Annotated in this window: 19 protein-coding genes and 1 tRNA gene; 13 read left to right on the top strand and 7 right to left on the bottom strand. The window is 55.3% G+C overall.

What is annotated here, in order from left to right; genetic code table 11:
• The first annotated feature begins 3 nt into the window (after positions 1-3).
• Complete coding sequence (rluA, locus tag BM373_RS12630; protein WP_090461919.1) at positions 4-663, top strand: bifunctional tRNA pseudouridine(32) synthase/23S rRNA pseudouridine(746) synthase RluA; 660 nt, start codon at positions 4-6, stop codon at positions 661-663.
• A 146-nt stretch (positions 664-809) separates the two neighbouring features.
• On the opposite strand, the gene BM373_RS12625 is transcribed toward rluA, so the two are convergent.
• The 4 genes from BM373_RS12625 to trmB all read right to left on the bottom strand — a co-directional run bounded on the left by BM373_RS12625 (position 810) and on the right by trmB (position 3744).
• The gene (locus tag BM373_RS12625; RefSeq protein WP_090461917.1) at positions 810-1808 is read right to left on the bottom strand and encodes a DUF1202 family protein; all 999 of its coding nucleotides are present in this window, start codon (positions 1806-1808) and stop codon (positions 810-812) included.
• A gap of 114 nt (positions 1809-1922) precedes the next feature.
• On the bottom strand, positions 1923-2642 hold the full coding sequence (locus BM373_RS12620; protein ID WP_090461915.1) for a YggN family protein: 720 nt from the start codon (positions 2640-2642) through the stop codon (positions 1923-1925).
• A gap of 56 nt (positions 2643-2698) precedes the next feature.
• Complete coding sequence (locus BM373_RS12615; protein WP_090461913.1) at positions 2699-3025, bottom strand: YggL family protein; 327 nt, start codon at positions 3023-3025, stop codon at positions 2699-2701.
• A complete protein-coding gene (gene trmB, locus BM373_RS12610; RefSeq protein ID WP_090461911.1) occupies positions 3025-3744 on the bottom strand; it encodes a tRNA (guanosine(46)-N7)-methyltransferase TrmB in 720 nt (239 codons plus the stop codon). Before trmB ends, BM373_RS12615 begins: the two co-directional genes overlap by 1 nt.
• Before the next feature lie 142 nt (positions 3745-3886).
• On the opposite strand from trmB, the gene mutY reads away from it, so the two are divergent.
• The 3 genes from mutY to mltC are packed head-to-tail and all read left to right on the top strand — an operon-like array spanning position 3887 to position 6376.
• Positions 3887-4939, top strand: a complete 1053-nt coding sequence (gene mutY / locus BM373_RS12605; protein ID WP_090462198.1) for an A/G-specific adenine glycosylase — start codon at positions 3887-3889, stop codon at positions 4937-4939.
• Positions 4940-4964: 25 nt separating this feature from the next.
• A complete protein-coding gene (locus tag BM373_RS12600) occupies positions 4965-5237 on the top strand; it encodes an oxidative damage protection protein (RefSeq protein ID WP_090461909.1) in 273 nt (90 codons plus the stop codon).
• A gap of 56 nt (positions 5238-5293) precedes the next feature.
• Complete coding sequence (mltC, locus tag BM373_RS12595) at positions 5294-6376, top strand: membrane-bound lytic murein transglycosylase MltC (protein ID WP_090461907.1); 1083 nt, start codon at positions 5294-5296, stop codon at positions 6374-6376.
• 274 nt (positions 6377-6650) lie between these two features.
• Here mltC and BM373_RS12590 read toward each other — a convergent pair whose 3' ends face one another.
• Entirely contained in the window at positions 6651-8789 is a 2139-nt protein-coding gene (locus BM373_RS12590; protein ID WP_090461905.1) for an ornithine decarboxylase, read from the bottom strand.
• Positions 8790-9186: 397 nt separating this feature from the next.
• Here BM373_RS12590 and BM373_RS12585 point away from each other — a divergent pair, with 397 nt between their 5' ends.
• The 3 genes from BM373_RS12585 (at position 9187) to BM373_RS12575 (ending at position 10850) form a co-directional block, all read left to right on the top strand.
• On the top strand, positions 9187-9906 hold the full coding sequence (locus tag BM373_RS12585) for a DUF554 domain-containing protein (protein WP_090461903.1): 720 nt from the start codon (positions 9187-9189) through the stop codon (positions 9904-9906).
• A gap of 105 nt (positions 9907-10011) precedes the next feature.
• Positions 10012-10087, top strand: a tRNA-Phe gene (locus BM373_RS12580).
• 145 nt (positions 10088-10232) lie between these two features.
• Positions 10233-10850 carry a DUF2238 domain-containing protein gene (locus tag BM373_RS12575; protein ID WP_090461901.1) on the top strand — a complete coding sequence of 206 codons (618 nt, stop codon included), beginning with the start codon at positions 10233-10235 and terminating at the stop codon, positions 10848-10850.
• 36 nt (positions 10851-10886) lie between these two features.
• Here BM373_RS12575 and BM373_RS12570 read toward each other — a convergent pair whose 3' ends face one another.
• Positions 10887-11630, bottom strand: a complete 744-nt coding sequence (locus BM373_RS12570) for a hypothetical protein (RefSeq protein WP_090461899.1) — start codon at positions 11628-11630, stop codon at positions 10887-10889.
• 210 nt (positions 11631-11840) lie between these two features.
• Between BM373_RS12570 and BM373_RS12565 the strand changes: the two genes are divergently transcribed.
• The 6 genes from BM373_RS12565 (at position 11841) to fucR (ending at position 16990) form a co-directional block, all read left to right on the top strand.
• On the top strand, positions 11841-12092 hold the full coding sequence (locus BM373_RS12565) for a hypothetical protein (RefSeq protein WP_090461897.1): 252 nt from the start codon (positions 11841-11843) through the stop codon (positions 12090-12092).
• A gap of 207 nt (positions 12093-12299) precedes the next feature.
• Positions 12300-13556 (top strand): nucleoside permease, encoded by a 1257-nt coding sequence (locus BM373_RS12560; protein ID WP_090461896.1) that lies wholly within the window; start codon positions 12300-12302, stop codon positions 13554-13556.
• Between the two features lie 157 nt (positions 13557-13713).
• The gene (locus BM373_RS12555) at positions 13714-14277 is read left to right on the top strand and encodes a DsbA family protein (protein WP_090461894.1); all 564 of its coding nucleotides are present in this window, start codon (positions 13714-13716) and stop codon (positions 14275-14277) included.
• 35 nt (positions 14278-14312) lie between these two features.
• Positions 14313-15179, top strand: a complete 867-nt coding sequence (gene yghU / locus BM373_RS12550; protein WP_090461892.1) for a glutathione-dependent disulfide-bond oxidoreductase — start codon at positions 14313-14315, stop codon at positions 15177-15179.
• A 108-nt stretch (positions 15180-15287) separates the two neighbouring features.
• Positions 15288-16268 carry a sensor domain-containing diguanylate cyclase gene (locus BM373_RS12545; RefSeq protein ID WP_090461890.1) on the top strand — a complete coding sequence of 327 codons (981 nt, stop codon included), beginning with the start codon at positions 15288-15290 and terminating at the stop codon, positions 16266-16268.
• Entirely contained in the window at positions 16265-16990 is a 726-nt protein-coding gene (gene fucR, locus BM373_RS12540) for an L-fucose operon activator (RefSeq protein ID WP_090461888.1), read from the top strand. Before BM373_RS12545 ends, fucR begins: the two co-directional genes overlap by 4 nt.
• On the opposite strand, the gene BM373_RS12535 is transcribed toward fucR, so the two are convergent.
• The gene (locus BM373_RS12535; RefSeq protein ID WP_090461886.1) at positions 16987-18627 is read right to left on the bottom strand and encodes a methyl-accepting chemotaxis protein; all 1641 of its coding nucleotides are present in this window, start codon (positions 18625-18627) and stop codon (positions 16987-16989) included. The genes fucR and BM373_RS12535 overlap by 4 nt on opposite strands.
• Positions 18628-19022 lie beyond the last annotated feature (395 nt).

The raw sequence follows: 19022 nt of genomic DNA, 5'->3' as shown, positions 1-19022 counted from the left end.
ATGATGTTGATGGAACCCTACAATCCGCCGCAGGACCCGTGGCTGGTCATTCTCTACCAGGACGAGCACATTATGGTGGTCAACAAGCCGAGCGGCTTGTTGTCCGTGCCTGGTCGTCTTGACGAGCACAAAGACAGCGTGATGACGCGCATTCAGCGCGATTATCCGCAGGCCGAGTCGGTGCATCGCCTGGATATGGCGACCAGCGGGGTGATTGTGGTGGCGCTGACCAAAGCCGCCGAGCGCGAGCTTAAGCGCCAGTTCCGCGAGCGCGAGCCGAAGAAGCAGTACGTGGCGCGCGTTTTCGGTCATCCAGAAAAAGCAGAAGGTCTGGTGGATTTGCCGCTGATCTGCGACTGGCCGAATCGTCCGAAGCAGAAGGTCTGTTATGAAACCGGGAAAGCGGCGCAGACGGAGTATGTGGTGCTGGACTACGCGGCGGATAACACCGCCCGCGTGCTGTTAAAGCCGATTACCGGGCGCTCTCACCAGTTGCGTGTGCATATGCTGGCGTTAGGGCATCCGATTTTAGGCGACCGGTTCTATGCTCCACCGGAAGCGCTGGCGCTGGCTCCACGATTGCAGTTGCATGCGGAGATGCTGACGATTACGCATCCGGACTTTGGGAATAGCATGACGTTTAAGGCTCCGGCGGATTTTTAGGTTCGTACACCCTCACCCCTGCCCTCTCCCTAAGGGAGAGGGGGAAAAGCGGGACCGTGCTCGGTATGAGGGAGAGGGGGAAAGGCAAGTCCACGCTCGATCTGTCCCCTCTCCCTCAGGGAGAGGGTTAGGGTGAGGGTAAACCCCTACCTAATTACCCTGCGCTCACGCAGGCCTTTGATATCCTTCTGCCAGCGGTCGTACTCCCGCTGAACCTCATCCATCTCCATATTCAGCCGACCTATTTGCCCCTGCACCTCTTGCCATTCTTTTTGCAGCGGCTCCACTTTTTTATCGCCTGCCGCCATTTTCGCGTCAATTTTCATACTCAACGTTTTAGGCGCAGCGGAGTGTTGCTGTTGCTGCTCCGCCAGCGCTTTATCTCTGGCAGCCATCAGCGGGTAGATATCGCAGTCCGGTTTTTTCTGACAGGCGGCAACCGCTGGCTCGTACACCGTTTTAAGGTAATGCTCCTTAAACTCCACCGAACTGCCTTGCTGGTTGAACACCTTTTGCAACGCTTCATCATTTTCTCGCTCAACCGTAGCGCGATCGGTGGGTTTGCCGTTTTTATCCGTCCAGGATGTGTCGATTTTCTTTTTCAGCGCATCCGCTTTTGCACTTAGTTGCCCTTTCTCTTTCTGCCACTTATCCAACTGGACTTTTTTAGCCTCATACCCGTCCTCTATCTTTGTCAGCCGGGCGGTAAAATCGTTGTCGGTGACAATCAGATCGATCTCTTTCTTGTCCTTGAGCGTGTGGCCCGCGTTTTTCGCCGCCATCTGCATAGAAAAAAACTCGGTTGTCCAGCCGGACGCCGGGGTGCCTGTCGACGTCACCATCGCTGAAAACTTGACCGGGCGGTCTTTGACCCAGGTTTGTTCGTAAAAGCGGTAATCCGCCGCCATCCCGACCATCGCGTAGAGATTTTCGGTAGCGGCGATATCGCCTTCTGCCATCCAGGTCACCCGGTTTCCCATTTCATCGAGCTGGCGAAGCGTGATGCTTTCAAGGCGCATCGTGCCGCCGAACTGTTCGGAAAACTGCTGTTTGAGGGTTTCATCCGGGGGCGCACTGACATCCGCCAGCACTTGAAAAGAGGTACAACAGAGAAGGAGTGCGCCATATTTCCAGCCGTGTGCCATTTGCAAATTCCTTTTATGAGTAAACGGCGGATCATACGGAATTAGCGGCACACGGCGGATAAATGGAATCTCATTTTGACGAGCTACCTGCCGCGCAGGTAGCCGGGGTAATGCTTATTTCAGGCCGCTTACCAGCGCCTTGCGGCTCTCTTCTAAAGAGACCACGCGGCTGCACACGGCTTTACCGAACTGCTCAAAATCCGCTTCCTGGTTTTTCCATTCGTTCTGGATCGACGTCTGCAATCCGCCGAGGCTGCCCAGTACGCCCTGCAACGGATTACCGCCGCCTTTGAGCACCGCTTTCGCGCCCATCTCGTTGATGCTGTCCTGCAAAATGCCGCCCATCGCCTGATTCACCAGTTGCTGCCCGTTGGCGCGCACTTCATCAATGGCTTTGTAATGGAAGGTTAAACCGTCCGGGCGGTGCTCAAGGATGCGGTTCATCTGCTCTTTGAGCTGAGCGTCGAGTTTGGTCAGGCGACCGCGCATATTGCTGCTCTCACCGACCTCTTTGGCGATGATTTTATCGAGCGCCACCCGGCCCTTTTCCACGCGGGTGCGTGCGCCTTCGTCGATCCACGGCAGCGCGGTGCGCAGATCGGCCTGATAATCCTTCGCCTGCTCGCGCTGTGCGGCAGTGAGAGTCGGCTGTTTGCCGTTGAACATCACGTTGCCGTCCGGAGTCATCACCAGATTGCCGTTCTCGCCCTTCACCTGCACGGTTTGTGGGCTGATAATCACGTCGTCGCGCGGCGTGACGCTACATTTGTATTCTGCCTGAGCGGTAAAGGTTGTTACCGTCAGTGCCGCCACCAGCAGCGTTTTGCGCATCATAAAAACTCCTTCGCAGACAAAACGGGCCAGCATTTGCTGGCCCTTTCGGTATCTCTTTAGTCCCACCAGACGTCAAAAAGTTCGCTGATGCGTACATCGTCAAATTTGCGGCCTTCCAGCCATTTGCGCACCAGAGCCTGATCCTCTTCGGTGCATTTGCCGATTTCCTGTTTGCAAATCAGCCCTTCCCAGACGAGGTAGCCGCTGCCGTCAAACGCCAGCTTGTTCGGCTCGATCACTTCATTGATAAAATCGTCAACGGTCTGGTCGATCTGCTCTTCACTGGTTCCTTCCGGGAAGCGCCACGCGACGGAAAAGCCAAATTCCTGAAAATCGTCGATGTGCATTTTTTTACGCAGACGACGGCTACGGTTCGTTGCCATTATTTCACCCTCTCGAACATTAAGTCCCATACGCCGTGACCAAGACGATGGCCACGCTGTTCAAATTTGGTTACCGGACGTGATTCCGGGCGCGGTACATAGTCATTCGTTTCCGACAGATTTTTATAGCCGTCGATGGAGGTCATCACCTCAAGCATATGTTGCGCGTAGGCTTCCCAGTCGGTCGCCATATGGAAAACGCCACCCAGCTTCAGTTTGCTTTTCACCAGTTCAGCGAACGGTACCTGAACGATGCGGCGTTTATTATGACGCGCTTTGTGCCATGGGTCAGGGAAAAAGAGCTGAACCATGTTTAAAGAATTGTCAGGAATCATTTTGTGCAGCACTTCCACCGCGTCGTGACACATCACGCGCAGGTTTTCCACGCCCTCTTCATGGGCCGACGCCAGACATGCGCCCACACCCGGCGAGTGCACTTCAATGCCAAGGAAATTCTGCTCCGGCTTCGCTTTTGCCATGGCCACCAGCGACGCCCCCATGCCAAAACCGATCTCCAGCGTGATCGGCGCATCGCGGCCAAACAGCGCGGTGAAATCGAGCGGGGTTTCGGTGAACTCAACGCCCATCACCGGCCAGTAGTTTTCCAGCGCGTGCTCCTGGCCTTTGGTCAGGCGACCCTGACGGCGGACAAAGCTGCGGATGCGGCGCAACGGGCGACCGTTTTCATCAAATTCCGGTGAAATGACGTCGTTCTTCATAGAGTAAGTCTGCTTGTGAGAGTGTTTAGGAAACGGGCATTATCCAAAGATAGTTGACGGATGCAAGCGTCGGAAAGATCCGGTTTACAGCCAGGTATGGCTGTGCTGCAATCTGCGTCCCTGTTATAGCGAATCGGTGACCATGCAAGCCTCACAATTTTCAGCCCAGGTGCTGGACTGGTACGACAAATACGGGCGTAAAACCCTGCCCTGGCAACATGAAAAAACGCCTTACAAAGTATGGCTCTCCGAGGTGATGTTGCAACAAACGCAGGTCGTGACCGTCATTCCTTACTTTGAGCGCTTTATGGCGCGTTTCCCCACGGTGACCGATCTGGCCAATGCGCCGCTCGACGAAGTCCTGCATTTGTGGACGGGGCTCGGCTATTACGCCCGCGCGCGCAATCTGCATAAAGCGGCGCAGCAGGTGGCAACGCGCCACGGCGGTAAATTCCCGGAAACGTTTGAAGCGGTAGCCGATCTGCCGGGCGTCGGGCGTTCGACGGCGGGGGCGATTTTGTCGCTGTCGCTGAATCAGCACTTCCCTATTCTCGATGGCAACGTCAAACGCGTGCTGGCGCGCTGCTACGCCGTGGACGGCTGGCCGGGCAAGAAAGAGGTGGAAAAGCGCCTGTGGCAAATCAGTGAAGACGTGACGCCAGCAAACGGCGTGGCGCGCTTTAACCAGGCGATGATGGATCTGGGTGCGATGGTCTGCACCCGCTCAAAACCGAAATGCACCCTCTGCCCGCTTAACAACAGCTGCGTGGCGTATGCCAGCGGTACCTGGGCGCAGTATCCGGGGAAAAAACCGAAGCAGACGCTGCCTGAGCGCAGCGGCTATTTTCTGATGATTCAGCACGGTGATGAGATTTTACTGACCCAGCGCCCGCCGGTGGGATTGTGGGGCGGGCTGTACTGCTTCCCGCAGTTTGACGATGAAACCAGCCTGCGTGACTGGCTGGCAGAACGCCAGATTAGCGCCGATACTCTCACCCAATTGACCGCGTTTCGCCATACTTTCAGCCATTTCCATTTGGATATTGTGCCGATATGGCTTCCCGTGTCCTCATTCACCACATGCATGGATGAAGGCGCGGCTCTCTGGTATAACTTAGCGCAACCGCAATCGGTCGGACTGGCGGCTCCCGTTGAGCGCCTGTTACAACAATTACGCGTCGGTGCGTTTGTTTAGTGCCTGACGGTAAAGAGGAATTTTTATGAGCAGAACTATCTTTTGTACCTTCCTGGGCCATGAAGCCGAGGGGCAGGATTTCCAGCTTTACCCCGGCGATCTGGGTAAGCGCATCTACAACGAAATCTCCAAAGACGCCTGGGCGCAGTGGCAGAAAAAGCAGACCATGCTCATCAATGAAAAGAAACTCAACATGATGAACGTGGAACACCGCAAGCTGCTTGAACAGGAGATGATCAACTTCCTGTTTGAAGGGAAAGAGGTGCACATCGAAGGTTATACACCGCCGGAAAAATAACAGCGTGCGGGCGTCTGCCCGCCGTTACAACAAACACAACACGCACTCCCGGAATGATGAAAAAATATTTAGCGCTAGCCCTGATCGCGCCGTTGCTCATCTCGTGTTCCAGTTCCACCAAAAAGGGCGATAGCTATAACGAAGCCTGGGTAAAGGACACCAACGGTTTTGACATTCTGATGGGGCAGTTCGCCCACAACATCGAAAATATCTGGGGATTTAATGAAGTCCTGATCGCAGGCCCGAAAGACTACGTTAAGTACACCGATCAGTATCAGACCCGCAGCCATATCAACTTTGATGAGGGTTCGATCACCATTGAAACCATTGCAGGAACGGAACCTGCCGCCCACCTGCGTAAAGCGATCATTAAAACGCTGCTGATGGGTGACGATCCCGGATCTATCGATCTCTATTCCGACGTTGATGACATTCCTATTTCGAAAGAACCGTTCCTGTACGGCCAGGTGGTCGATAACAACGGCGAGGCGATCCGCTGGCAGTGGCGCGCCGAGCGCTATGCCGACTATCTGCTGCAAACGCGGATGAAAAGCCGGAAGAACGGGCTGAAGATCATCTACAGCGTGACGATCAACCTGGTGGCGAACCACCTCGACAAGCGTGCGCATAAATATGTGGGCATGGTGCGGCAGTCGGCGCGTAAATATGGCGTGGACGAGTCGCTGATCCTGGCGATTATGCAGACCGAATCCTCGTTTAACCCGTATGCGGTCAGTCGTTCCGACGCGCTGGGTTTGATGCAGGTGGTGCAGCACAGCGCCGGTAAAGACGTGTTCCGCGCGCAGGGGAGATCCGGGATGCCAGGCCGCGATTATCTTTTTGATCCGGCGAGTAATATTGATACCGGTACGGCGTATCTGGCGATGCTCAGTAACGTCTATCTTTCCGGTATTAGCAACCCGACGTCACGCCGTTACGCGGTGATCACCGCCTACAACGGCGGCGCAGGCAGCGTGCTGCGCGTGTTCTCTGCCGATAAAATTCAGGCGGCGAATATGATTAACCAGATGACACCGGGGGATGTGTACGAAACGCTGACAACGCGCCATCCGTCGGCGGAATCTCGCCGGTATTTGTATAAGGTGAATACGGCGCAGAAGAGTTATCGCCGGAATTAACAGCGCACCCTCAGGGAGAGGGAGGAAACAACACCCTCACCCCGACCCTCTCCCTCAGGGAGAGGGAGAAAAACAGCACCCTCACCCCGACCCTCTCCCTCAGGGAGAGGGAGAAAAACAGCACCCTCACCCCGGCCCTCTCCCTTAGGGAGAGGGAGAAGGGCTGGTCCGTGCTCGTTTCTGAGGGAGAGGGAGAAGGTCGGGTCCGCGCCCGGTCGGTTCCCTCTCCCTGAGGGAGAGGGCTAGGGTGAGGGTGAGGGTGAGGGTCAAAACACTACCGCTTCAACACATACCCATACAGCCGTTTAATCCCGTCGGCATCCGTTTCGCTGTACACCCCCTGCAACTCCGGCGAGAAGCCCGGCAGCAGGTTGACGCCCTCTTCCAGCGCCAGGAAATAGCGCTGCACCGCGCCGCCCCATAACTCGCCGGGCACCACGCACAGCACACCCGGCGGATACGGCAGCGCGCCCTCGGCAGCAATTCGCCCTTCGGCCTCGCTGATGCGCACCAGCTCCACGTTGCCGCGAATAAATTCGCTGTTGGCATCCTGCGGGTTCATCGCCACCGTCGGGAAGCTCTCCTCGCGGAACATCGCTTTTTGCAGATCCTTCACGTCAAAGCTGACGTACAAATCATGCATCTCCTGGCACAGCTCGCGCAGCGTGTAGTCGCGGTAGCGCACCGGGTATTTGTTGAAGATGGTCGGCAGCACGTCAGCGAGCGGGGTGTCGTCTTCAATGTGCTGCTCAAACTGTGCCAGCATCGCCACCAGTTGCGCCATTTTTTCCGCGCTTTCGGCCGGAGTAAGCAAAAACAGGATCGAGTTGAGATCGCACTTCTCCGGTACGATCCCGTTCTCGCGCAGGTAGTGGGCGAGAATGGTCGCCGGGATACCAAAATCGGTATACGCGCCGGTTTGCGCATTAATGCCCGGCGTGGTCAGCAGCAGCTTGCAGGGATCGACAAAATATTGTTCGCGGGCGTAGCCTTCAAAACCGTGCCATGTTGCACCCGGCTCGAAGCTAAAAAAGCGGCGCTCGCGGGCGATAGCGTGAGTCGGGTGATCCTGCCACGGACGCCCCGCCACTTCCGGCGGAATGAACGGCTTGATCATTTTGCAGTTGGCGATGATCGCTTTGCGCGCCTCAATGCCCAGCTCGACGCACTCCGCCCACAGCCTGCGCCCGCTCTCCCCTTCGTGGATTTTGGCGTTAACGTCCAGCGCGGCAAACAGCGGATAGAACGGGCTGGTAGACGCGTGCAGCATGAAAGCGTTGTTCAGCCGCTTGTGCGGGCAAAAACGCGCCTGGCCGCGCAGGTGATTATCTTTTTTGTGGATCTGCGAAGTCTGCGAGAAGCCCGCCTGCTGTTTGTGCACCGACTGGGTGACAAAAATCCCTGGATCGTTTTCATTCAGATCGAGCAGCAGCGGCGAGCAGTCGGCCATCATCGGAATAAACTGCTCGTAGCCCACCCACGCGGAGTCAAACAGGATGTAGTCGCACAGCGCACCGATTTTGTCGATGACCTGACGGGCGTTGTACACCGTGCCGTCGTAAGTGCCGAGCTGGATGACCGCCAGGCGGAACGGGCGCGCTTCACTGGCTTTCTCCGGCGCGACGGCGCGGATCTGCTCGCGCAGGTATTTTTCATCGAAGCAACGGTCGTCAATGCCGCCGATAAAACCAAACGGGTTACGCGCCGCTTCGAGATAAACCGGCGTTGCGCCCGCCTGGATCAGCGCTCCGTGGTGGTTGGATTTATGGTTGTTGCGGTCAAAGAGCACCAGGTCGCCGCGCGCCAGCAGCGCGTTGGTGACCACTTTGTTCGCCGCCGAGGTGCCGTTTAACACAAAATAGGTTTTATCCGCGTGGAACACTTTGGCGGCAAATTTCTGCGCGTGCTTGGCAGATCCTTCGTGGATCAGCAGATCGCCGAGCTTCACGTCCGCGTTACACATATCGGCACGAAACACGTTCTCGCCAAAGAATTCAAAGAACTGCCTTCCCGCCGGGTGCTTTTTGAAAAACGCGCCGTGCTGGTGACCGGGACAGGCGAAGGTGCTGTTGCCCATCGCCACGTACTGCGTCAGGTTATCGAAAAACGGCGGCAACACGTTTTCTTCATAGCGGCAGGCTGCGGATTCCAGCTCCAGCATCTCCTGCTCTTTACCGCCGATCACCGCTTCGACACCTGCAGGCGCATCCGCCGGGGTATCGCTGAACATAAACACCGGCAACTGAAAGCCCGTGCGTTTAAGCAGCGCCAGAATGCCGCTGTAACTGTCTGCCACCGTAATGACGACTGCCGCCACGTCTGTAAAATCAGTGTTGTCCAGGCTCACCACCTCACGATGGGTGGAAAGCAGGGAAACCAGCTCGCGGCTGGCGGCAATTTTCATTGTTTTCATAAGCACGAATACCCGTTAAAGGGGAATAAAAGCCCATGGCAAGGCATTTGCCCTGACCAACGAAGGTGTCTGAGGGGGAACCCGCTCCGACCGCCAGACATCAGTAAAATCAGAGCGCGTCTGGTTTTACGGTTGCCTTTCAGTGAGCGTGCGTTAGCCTCACCGCATGGTGAGAGAAGTATGGATCACAGCAGAACGGGCGGATGATCGCATAATTATGCGATATGACTGGTGAGCAATAATCGGTTTCATCCAGGCACTCCCGTTATTCAGAGCGGAAAATTCGCGCAATCATGTCACTTTTCATTAGCAGGTGCAACACGCAAAAAATGCCTGGAATGTGAATTTTTGCGGCATACTATGCAGTGCTAAAAACAAAATTTTTAGGAGTTACAGCGTGTTAACAGGCCCTTTTATTAATGCCGCCGCCGTGTTGTTGGGCGGAACACTTGGTGCAGTTCTGAGCCATCGCCTGCCGGAGCGAGTGCGCACGTCGATGCCTGCTATTTTTGGCCTGTGTTCACTGGGGATTGGTATCCTGCTGGTGGTGAAATGCGTCAATCTGCCGGTGATGGTGCTGGCAACGCTGCTCGGCACGTTGATCGGTGAGATCTGTTATGTCGAGCGCGGCATCAGCGGCGCGGTCAACAGCCTGCGTAAGCTGTCACAGCGCGGCAAAAAAGCGAGCGGCATCGCGGACGGGCACGATGCTTTTATCCAAAGCCTGGTCGCCATCATTATTCTGTTCTGCGCCAGCGGCACCGGGATCTTCGGGGCAATGCGCGAAGGCATGACCGGCGATCCGAGCATTCTTATCGCAAAAGCGTTTCTCGATTTCTTCACCGCAGTGATTTTTGCCACTTCGCTGGGCATTGCCGTGGCGGCGATTTCCGTGCCGATGCTGATAATCCAGCTTACTCTCGCCACCTGCGCGACGCTGATCCTGCCTCTCACCACGCCCGCGATGATGGGCGATTTCACCGCCGTCGGCGGGATTTTACTGCTGGCAACGGGCCTGCGGATCTGCGGCATTAAGATGTTTGCGGTCGCCAATATGCTGCCCGCGTTGATCCTCGCGATGCCGCTCTCCGCCGCCTGGACCGCATTCTTTGCGTGATAGCAGGTGCGTGCAGCGCTGATTGGTGATAGATTGTGCAGTCTGCAACGATTTCAATAAATTTCGTTGACGACGCGAGGCGAATCGGTTTTAATGCGCCCCGTTGCCCGGATAGCTCAGTCGGTAGAGCAGGGGATTGAAAATCCCCGTGTCCTTGGTTCGATTCCGAGTCCGGGCACCACTATTTAAAGAACCCGCCCAAAAGGCGGGTTTTTGCTTTTGGGGAAACGATACAACTCATCCCTCCTTTCTCTCTTCTCACGCAAATCATTGAGTTTTTTACCCTGTCAGTCGATAGTGTTCATTTTCCTGATAAGTAAAGTGATATGAACCAGCCCACTCTTTCCTTTGCATTAAAAAGCGGCGCGCTGCTTCTGTTGGCGATTCTGATTTATACCGGCATTTACACCGGCGACCGCATCACCTGGCTGATGGAAGTCACGCCGGTGGTTATCATCGTTCCGCTGCTACTTGCTACCCAAAAGCGCTATCCGCTTACGCCCCTGCTTTACACGCTGATTTTCTTTCATGCGATTATCCTGATGGTCGGCGGTATGTATACCTACGCCAAAGTACCGGTTGGATTTGAGGTGCAGGAGATGTTCAACCTTAGCCGCAACCCGTATGACAAACTCGGGCACTTTTTCCAGGGGCTGGTCCCGGCGCTGGCTGCACGTGAGATCCTGATCCGTGGCGGCTACGTTAAAGGGCACAAAATGACCGGTTTTCTGGTGTGCTGCGTGGCACTGGCGATCAGTGCGACCTATGAGCTGATTGAATGGTGGGCGGCGCTGGCGATGGGGCAAGGCGCGGATGATTTCCTTGGCACTCAGGGCGATCCGTGGGATACGCAATCAGACATGTTCTGCGCCCTGCTCGGCGCGCTCACCACGGTGCTGATTTTAGGACGCTACCATCAGCGTCAACTGGCGCGTCTGCGTTAACCCGCCTGTAAAAATCCCGGCCACCTGCCGGGATTTTCATTGATTATCGCTGGCGGAAATATCGCTGCATATCACGTCCATGCCAGGCATTAGCCTTGAGGACGATGCTTCTTCATAAGCCGTGTTAATGCAGGCTTTATTATCTGACCTGAATTCAATGACAAAAAGGAGCCCTTTTTTATTTTCATAATAAGGAACAGGAACCAGAAATTTCGTGTCCAGCATCCCCTCTTTTTCTCTGTACCAGCGAACCATGAGCTGCAATTTTAATTCTGGCTCCCACGTCGGTAATTTATCGGGAAGCGAGCAGGCATGCCGGGTATTTTCAGGGAGTTTGCCCGGTGTGATGTTTTCCACGTCACATAGCCACTGGGTTGAACCCTCAACAGGCGCAATCGCCGCATTAGCAACGTAATCACCGCTCCACTTCGCATTCACAGCCAGCATTTTCGCTTTCGGCCCGCCATATAACCGCGCGTATTCACGATCCTCAGCGATTATCGCTATTCCCAGCAACACACAAATGGCGGCCAGCAGCGCTGCAAATCCTCGCAGTAAAGGACCAAAGTTTCGCTGCTCCAGCAATCCCACTGCCAGTCCCACCAGCGTAATAAAAGGAATACCGATCGCGCCAATCATACCCACACCCAGCGCCTGGTAGCCGTCACTGTCCACCCGGTTTAGCGCGTACTGAACCCATAATGCCGTAATAAAAAGTGCGCCGAAGAAACCCAGCAGTGCACCTGCCATGGCGTTAAATCCACGATGTGAGGACGTCATGATTATTCCTTTTTTAGATAGCTACCCGTGTGCGTTATTCCCTTCGCCGGGACTGACTATAAGCATTAACCTTATATAAAGTGATGATAAAGCTCATTGTCCCTTACCGGGCAGTGGCAAACAGCATTTTTGCTTCCTAATGGTCGCCCGCCGTTTAATACAATACGCGCCGCTTTCACAAACGCATTTTTATCAGTATCAGAGGACCCCATGAAGTTACATCTCACTGTTTTTACGACTCTTATTCTGCTGGCGGGCGGTTACATGACCACGGCACAGGCCACAGAGCAGGCGCATCAGCGTCGTGAAGCGCGCGATACACGTCAGGATGCGCGGCGCGATGCACGTCAGGATAAACGCCAGTGCGTAGTCAGAAACGATAAAAGTAATCATGAATGTCGGCAGGACAAACGCCAGGCTAAACAGGATGGCCGTCAGGAAGCGCGTGATATCAAGTACTAATCCTCCCCACTGCTGCATCCACATCTATTAATGGCTTCGTTTTTTGACGAAGCCGTCAAATTTTCTGCAACGACCTATTAGGTTGTTTTCAAATATTTGCGGCAGGTAACAAATCTCGTCCTTGCACATTGATAGAATCACATCAAATCCCCGAGGGAAATGTGATTTTATAAACATCCATTCGCATCAAGGTGTGAGGAAACTAACATGAATTTGAAGCTACAGTTAAAGATACTCTCGTTCTTGCAGTTCTGTCTGTGGGGGAGCTGGCTCACCACGCTGGGCTCCTATATGTTCGTCACACTGAAGTTTGACGGTGCGTCTATCGGTGCGGTGTACAGCTCACTGGGTATTGCCGCCGTCTTTATGCCGACCCTGCTCGGGATCGTGGCCGATAAATGGGTCAGTGCGAAATGGGTGTATGCCCTTTGCCACCTGGTCGGTGCCATTACGCTGTTTATGGCAGGACAGGTTACCACGCCGGGGGCAATGTTCATGGTTATCCTGCTGAACTCGCTGGCCTACATGCCGACCCTCGGCCTCATCAACACCATTTCCTATTACCGCCTGCAAAATGCCGGTATGGATATCGTGAATGATTTCCCGCCTATCCGTATCTGGGGCACCATCGGCTTTATTATCGCGATGTGGGCAGTCAGCTTCTCTGGCTTTGAACTGAGCCACATGCAGCTTTACATCGGCGGCGCGCTGTCGCTGATCCTCGTTCTCTTCACCCTTACGCTGCCGCATATCCCGGTGGCGAATCAGCAGAAAAACCAGAGCTGGAGCTCCATGCTCGGGCTGGACGCGTTTGCATTACTGAAAAACAAACGCATGGCGATTTTCTTTATCTTCTCCATGCTGCTGGGCGCTGAACTGCAAATCACCAATATGTTTGGTAACACCTTCCTGCACAGCTTCGATAAAGATCCGCTGTTCGCCAGCAGCTTTATCGTCCAGCACGCGTCGGTGATGATGTCGATTTCTCAGATCTCCGAAACCCTGTTCATCCTGACCATCCCGTTCTTCTTAAGCCGCTACGGGATTAAAAACGTCATGCTGATCAGCATCGTGGCCTGGATGTTACGCTTCGGTCTGTTCGCTTACGGCGACCCAACGCCGTTCGGCACCGTGCTGCTGGTACTGTCGATGATCGTTTACGGCTGCGCCTTCGACTTCTTCAACATCTCCGGTTCGGTGTTCGTGGAAAAAGAAGTGAAGCCTGAAATCCGCGCCAGTGCGCAGGGTATGTTCCTGATGATGACCAACGGTTTCGGCTGCATCCTGGGTGGTGTGGTAAGCGGTAAAGTGGTGGAAAGCTACACCGTGAACGGCATCACCGACTGGCAAACCGTATGGCTGATTTTTGCCGGTTACTCGCTGTTCCTGGCCTTCGCATTCGTGGCGCTGTTTAAATACAAACACGTTCCGACCGCTACCGGTACACAGCCTGTCGCGCATTAATTTATCTCTGACTTCTCCGGCGTGCCTTGCGCACGCCGGCTCTCCCCGCCCCTTCTTATTGCCTCCGTAACGCCTCCTTTTAAAGCAGATTTTCGCCAAAACACATTCATCACCGTTTTGATACACTGGCGAAAAACACCACAACACCGGAGTTCACATGAGTCAGCAAACTGCCCTTAATGCCGAACCGCTTGAATGGGGTCACGGCCCGCGTACTTTTGACGTATTTCTTGAACCCACCTGCCCTTATTCCGTGAAAGCCTTTAATAAGCTCGATGCGCTGCTAAAGCACATCGGGGAAGATAAGGTGACGGTAAAAATCCGCCTGCAATCGCAGCCGTGGCATATCTATTCTGGCCTGATCGTGCGCTACATTCTTGCCGCCTCCACGCTGCCCAATGGCCGCGATGCGGCGCATAAAGTGATGCAGGCGGTTGCCGATCATCGTGAAGAGTTTGAATTTGCCGATCACTGCCGTGGACCGAATATGGACGCCACGCCAAACGATATTATCGCGCGCCTGAAAGCGTACAGCGGCGTCGATGCCTCCGTGCCGTTTGACCGTGCCGATCTGCAGGCGGTGATCAAATGGCACTGCAAATATGCACGCCAGAACGGTATCCATGTCTCGCCAACCTTTATGGTCAACGGGCTGGTGCAGGCCGATCTCGGCAGTGGCGATGACATCAGCGTATGGGCGGAGCGGATCCTCGGCTGCTAAACTCGTTCAACACATTAATGAAAAGGCAGGTCAACATGTCAGACAATCATTACCAGCCACCCAAAACCTGGACGTGGGATCAATCCGGCGGCGGCGCGTTCGCTAATATCAATCGCCCGGTTTCCGGTCCTACCCATGAAAAAGCGCTGCCGTCAGGTAAGCACCCACTTCAGCTTTACTCCCTCGGCACGCCTAACGGCCAGAAAGTGACGATTCTGCTGGAAGAGCTACTTGAACTCGGCGTGAGCGAGGCAGAATACGACGCGTGGCTGATCCGCATCGGCGAAGGCGATCAGTTCTCCAGCGGCTTTGTTGACGTTAACCCGAACTCCAAAATCCCGGCGCTGAGCGACCACTCCGTGACCCCGCCGCTGCGGGTATTTGAGTCCGGCTCGATTCTGGTTTACCTGGCGGAAAAATTCGGTCACTTCCTGCCAAAAGATCTGGCCGGGCGCACTGAAACGCTGAACTGGCTGTTCTGGCTGCAAGGCTCGGCTCCGTTCCTCGGCGGCGGTTTTGGTCACTTCTATCACTATGCGCCAGTGAAGATTGAATACGCGATCAACCGCTTCACCATGGAAGCCAAACGCCAGCTCGACGTGCTGGATAAGCAACTGGCGAAGCATAAATTTGTGGCGGGTGACGACTACACTATCGCTGATATGGCGATCTGGCCGTGGTACGGCAACGTGGTACTCGGCAATGTGTATGACGCCGCAGAGTTCCTCGACGCGGGCAGCTACAAAAACGTGCTGCGCTGGGCGAATGAGGTGGCAGCACGTCCGGGCGTACGGCGCGGACGCATGGTTAACCGCACTAACGGGCCGCTCAACGAACAGTTGCACGAGCGTCACGACGCCAGCGACTTCGACACGCAAACCGAAGACAAACGCAGTAGTTAATCTTTTTACCGGGCGTTTCGCGCCCGGTATCGCTCTTTTTCGCCCCGCATATTTACAACAAAATAATAACTAGTAAGAATGCTTTTTATTTATTCATAACGGGCATCAATGTCTGAACGTGCGCTTGAGCAGCAGATCCAGAATCTGAAAAAGCATAATGCCCGTCTGGTGAGGCTGGCCCGTGACGCCCGCAGTAAACTGAGCGCGGCGCTGGACGGCACCGGCCTCTGTCTCTGGCAGCTCGATATCCCAAGCGGAAAACTGATTATTTACAACCGCCGCTGGGGATCGATGCTCGGCTATCAGCCCAAAGAACTCAACGCGCAGTTTGAAGTATGGAAAGAGCACCTGCACCCGGACGATCGCGATTGGGTGCTGGCGGCGTTTTACGATCATCTCAGCGGTAAAGCCCCCTGGTACGAAGCGCTGCACCGGATGCAGCATAAAAACGGCACCATCACCTGGGTGCTGGATCGCGGGCGGGTCAGCGAATGGGACGCCAGCGGCAAGCCGCTGAAAGTGACCGGCACCCATATCGATATGACTAAAGAGAAGCAGTACGAAGCGCAGCTCGCGCAACTGGCGAATCACGATCCGCTCACCGGACTGGCCAACCGCCACGCCCTGATCGCGCATTTTAAAACGCTCAAACAGAATGGCGCGCTCTGCGTCGCGTTTATCGATCTCGATGATTTCAAACACATCAACGACACCTTCGGCCACCGCAGCGGCGATGAACTGCTGATCCAGTTAAGCCAGCGGCTGCGTGACGTCAGCCCGGAAGGGACGGTGATCGGGCGTCTGGGCGGCGATGAATTTGTCCTGCTGCTGCCTTATGCGCTGAATAATTTACAGGTGAACAGCGCGGCGCATAACTGTTTGCGGGCGGCGTTGACGCCGTTTGAACTGGATAACGGCGTCGGTTCGGTTGGCGCATCCATTGGCATTGAGGAAGTGCGCGAGCAGGACGATTTTGTTCTCGCGCTGAAACGCGCGGATCAGGCGATGTACCACATTAAACACACCGGTAAAAACGGCGTGGCGATAGGCCCGACGCTGATTTCTATTTCCCCGAGGCTGAGCGCGTGAGCAAATCCGCCCGGCAGACGGCCATCCTCCAGATCCTCGCCCGGCATGACGCCCTGACCACGACCCACCTTGCGCAGTTACTGGCGGTCAGCCAGGAGACGCTGCGCCGCGATTTAACTGCGCTGCAGGCGCAGGGAAAAATTGTGCGTCATCACGGGCGCGCCCGGGCGATCCACGCCGATAACGTCGATGCCGGGGAACCGTTTCGCGCGCGGCTGAAAAGCCACTACGCCGACAAAGCGGATATCGCCCGTCATGCGCTGGCATGGATTGAAGAAGGGATGACGCTGGCGCTCGATGCCAGTTCCACCTGCTTTCACCTGGCGCGGCAACTGCCGGATCTGCCGCTGACCGTCTTCACGAACAGCCAGCCGATTTGCCAGGAGATGGCGCGGCGTCAGCACATCACGCTGCTGTGCGCAGGCGGCGAACTGGATCGCAAATACCGCTGCTACAAAACGCCAGCGCTCGCGTCATTGCTGAAATCGGTGGATATCGATCTGTTTATTTTTTCCTGCGAAGGGGTCGATGCTAACGGTGATATGTGGGACCCCACTGCGCACAATGCCGGGTTCAAAACCCAGCTTTTAAAACGTGCGCAGCAGTCGTTACTTCTGATTGATAAAAGCAAATTCCGGCGGGCCAGCGAGGTCAAAATCGGCCATCTTAGTGCGGTCACACAGATGATCAGCGACGCGCCTCGCTACCCCATTGCCAACTAGAACGCCACCCACTCATCCCCTGCGGCAGATTTTGCCGTTGCCGGGCGGGAAGCCGGGGTTTTCAGCGGGGCTGTCACCACCGTCGGCTCGTCATTCGACAGGCGGAACTGCGCCACCGCGCGTTGCAACTCTTCAGTCTGGCGTTCAAGCGCGGTAGCGGCGGCAGAAACCTGCTCCACCAGCGCGGCGTTTTGCTGCGTCACGCTGTCCATCTGCGTGATCGCCGTGCCGACCTGAGAAATCCCTTTGCTCTGCTCCGCCGATGCGCCCGCGATCTGCTTCATGATGGTGGTCACTTCGGTGACGGCACGCAAAATGCCTTCCATGGTCGATCCGGTATCGTTCACCAGTCTGGCTCCCTTATCGACACGGGTAACGGAATCGGCGATCAGCGTTTCAATCTCTTTTGCCGCGTCAGCGCTGCGGCTGGCGAGGTTACGCACTTCTCCGGCTACCACCGCAAATCCACGCCCCTGCTCGCCTGCTCGCGCCGCTTCTACCGCTGCGTTCAGCGCCAGGATATTGGTCTGGAAGGCAATGCTGTTAATGACGTTAGTGATCTCGGCGATTTTCTTCGAGCTGTCTGAAATCCCCGCCATAGTGCTGACCACTTCGCTGACCAGCGCGCCGCCTTTGCTGGCGGTGGTTGATGCCACTTCCGCCAGTTCGCTGGCCTGCAGTGCGCTATCGGCATTCAGTTTTACCGTCGCGGTAAGCTCTTCCATGCTGGCTGCCGTTTGTTCCAGCGCGGCGGCCTGCTCCTCAGTACGTGAGGAAAGGTCATTATTGCCGCCGGAGATTTCGGTCGCACCGCGCCAGATGTTGTCGCTGCCGGCACGAATCGAACTGACGGCCTCACGCAGACTGTCCTGCATCCCCTGCAACAGCGGCACCATTTGCCCTACACAGTTACGGCCAAAATCCGGCACCGGCTGGCTGAGGTCGCCCTTTGAAATCAGGCGGAAATGTTCACGAATCGTCGCCAGCGGTTTCACCAGCATGGTGACCAGATAGCGATCGGAGAAAAGCAGTAACAGCAAACCGAGTACCACCGCCGTGAGGATCAGCATGCGGGTGAGGCTGGTTTGCCCGTCCACCATCACGCGGGTGTTATCGAGCGTCTGCCCGGCGGCTTTATTAAACGCCTCGGCGCTGGCACCAAACGCGCGGCTGAGCGGCGGGGTCACGTTGTTGGCCTGGTTGCGGTAACCCTCCACATTCCCCTGCTGGGCGAGTTGCACCTGCGGAGTCACGCCCTGATCGAGCAGGGCCTGCCAGCTTGAAATCACCTGGGCTGAAATCTGTTCATCAACCGGGCCCGGCGAGACGGCTTTTAAGGCATCCAGTTTTGCCCGCATGTTGTCGAGCGCCTGCTGCACGGGGGCAAAATCCACCGTGCCGCCTGCCGCTTTCACGTCCATCAGACGGGAAAGGCGCGTCACCACGCGAAAATACTGGTCATTACCCTGGCTCAGCAACGTCATCTGGTTCACCAGCTGGCGGTCAACCACGTTGCCCTCGGCCATTTTCGAGAGGGATGACACGCTGTACAGGCCCACGCCTGACCACAGCAGACAGAAGATGCCCAGAATAGAGAGCATGACAAAGCGGATAGTTAAGTTCTGAAGCATACGCATTTTTTATTTCCTTACCTGAGGTGCATTCTCCCCCGCAGGGGAGACTTATTTCCGTTATCGGCAAAAGATAGACGAGATGTATAGTTCAGCCACTTTTTTTTACTAAAAATCTGCCTGAGGAAATAGCTGTTAAAAAAACAATCTCCGCTATTTTTCCTGACAGAAATACGCGACTTTCATTCACATTTTTTCAAGAAGATTGTGGTGCCCCACGCGCGAGCACCGACCGTAACCCGCTAATTGTTAACAAAAAATCCGTTACCGTGCTATTTAGTTCGCTAAGGGTTATATTTATTTCCTGCGTTAAATAGATTATTGTGAAGTTTACAAAAGGCGATTCAATTATTTATCCGGCCCTGTCTTTCACGATATATTCTCTTTTAATTAATGACTAT

It is taken from the genome of Enterobacter sp. kpr-6, assembly GCF_900116015.1.
GTDB lineage: Bacteria > Pseudomonadota > Gammaproteobacteria > Enterobacterales > Enterobacteriaceae > Enterobacter_D.
This window is presented reverse-complemented; position numbering and strand designations above follow the sequence as displayed.